We start from the raw sequence: 1,901 nt of genomic DNA, 5'->3' as shown, positions 1-1,901 counted from the left end.
TTCCACCTGCTGTCGACGATGACACCGCAACCGGTCACGTGGTGGCACAACCCCGCACCAGGGGCACTCGACACCCTCATCACCCGCCTCGACGCCGTCAAGAACGACCCCGCCAGACCCGACGTGGTTGTCCTCGACGACGCCAGATACAACGGTGTCACCCCCGACACCGGCCTGACCGCACCCCGGATCCGCAAGATTGCGTCCCTGACAACCTCGGTGGTGCTCATCGTGCACTCCGCCGACCTCGCGTCCTGGAAAGATCACGCCACCGGTGGCCGCCAGGCAAGTGCCCTCGAAACAATGATGGGCATCGGGGCCAGCCCGGTACTGGTGAACCTGCTCGAAGTCAACGCCGTCGACGTCGCCGCCGAACTCGACGACACCGAACTCGCCGCGGCATCACAGATGCTCACCGACAACGACAGCAGCGACCTCCAAGGCCTGGACCTGACGCGCTTCGCCGAAGCGATGGCCACGGTCGGCAAACTGCACGCCGCCGTCCAGGCCGCCTACGAACACGGCGGAATGAGGGCCGCGCTGGTCGACGCCGCCATCGATGCCACCATCACCGACCCCGCCGGAGCCGACATCGACTGGCTTCAGACCCTCACCCAGATCCACTACCGACGTCTCGCACGCAACGCACGCTGGAAACCCGCCCAATTCGACACCGAATTCGACGACTGGGCCACCACCGGATTCTCACCCGGATCCCCCCACGCCGTCCTCATCCGCACCGACCCCCACACACCCGACAGTGGTGGGGGAGAACGGTATCGACTCCTCGACGCCCTCGTACCCCGACTACGGACCGCCGACCGCGATCTCACCCACCTCGACCCCACCACCCTCCCCGTCCCACGACGCCTCCGCATCCTTCGCATCTCAGCATTCCTGATCGCCCACCGCCGCTACGACACCGCCGCAACCTGGCTACTCCCCGCCGCCCACCGCGGCGCCCATGACGCCGCGTTCTACCTCGGAGTCATTGCCTACAGGCTCGGCCCCGAGGCGATCGTCGAAGGCCATACCGCCACCGAATGGTGGCTGATCGCGCACGACCGCGGCGACGCCGTCGCGGCGTTCCACCTCGGCCTCGCCGCCAGCGGGCTCGGCCCCGAGGCGATCGTCGAAGGGCACACAGCCACTCAGTGGTGGTTGATCGCGCACGAACGCGGTCACATCGACGCCGCGTTCTACCTCGGAGTCATTGCCTCCGGGCTCGGCCCCGAGGCGATCGTCGGAGGCCATACCGCCACCGAATGGTGGCTGATCGCGCACGAACACGGCGACGCCGTCGCGGCATTGAACCTCGGAGTCATTGCCTCCGGGCTCGGCCCCGAGGCGATCGTCGGAGGCCATACCGCCACCGAATGGTGGCTGATCGCGCACGAACGCGGCGACGCCGTCGCGGCATTCAACCTCGGAAACGCCGCCCGCGAGCTCGGCCCCGAGGCGGTCGTCGGAGGCCACATCGGCACCGAATGGTGGGCGATCGCCGCCGAACGCAGTGTCGCCGGTGCAGCGTTCAACCTCGGCCTCGCCTCCCGCGAGCTCGGCCCCGAGGCGATCGTCGGAGGCCACACCGCCACCGAATGGTGGGCGATCGCCGCCGAACGCGGTGTCGCCGGTGCAGCGTTCAACCTCGGCCTCGCCTCCCGCGAGCTCGGCCCCGACGCGATCGTCGAAGGACGCACCGCCACTCAGTGGTGGCTGATCGCACACGAACGCGGTCACGCCGGTGCAGCATTCAACCTCGGAAACGCCTCCCGCGAGCTCGGCCCCGAGGCGATCGTCGGAGGCCACACCGCCACCGAATGGTGGGCGATCGCCGCCGAACGCGGTCACGCCGGTGCAGCGTTCAACCTCGGCCTCACCGCCCGCGAGCTCGGCCCCGA

The 1,901-nt window shown here is 68.9% G+C and carries 1 protein-coding gene; it reads left to right on the top strand.

What is annotated here, in order from left to right; genetic code table 11:
• Positions 1–18: 18 nt before the first annotated feature.
• The coding region (locus ABZ677_RS27640; RefSeq protein ID WP_358375260.1) for a tetratricopeptide repeat protein at positions 19–1,901 on the top strand (1,883 nt) is incomplete at its 3' end.

It is taken from the genome of Rhodococcus sp. NPDC006774 (assembly GCF_040636045.1).
GTDB lineage: Bacteria > Actinomycetota > Actinomycetes > Mycobacteriales > Mycobacteriaceae > Rhodococcoides.
The sequence above is the reverse complement of the archived record's forward strand: the minus strand, read 5'-3'. Positions and strand labels throughout refer to the sequence as shown.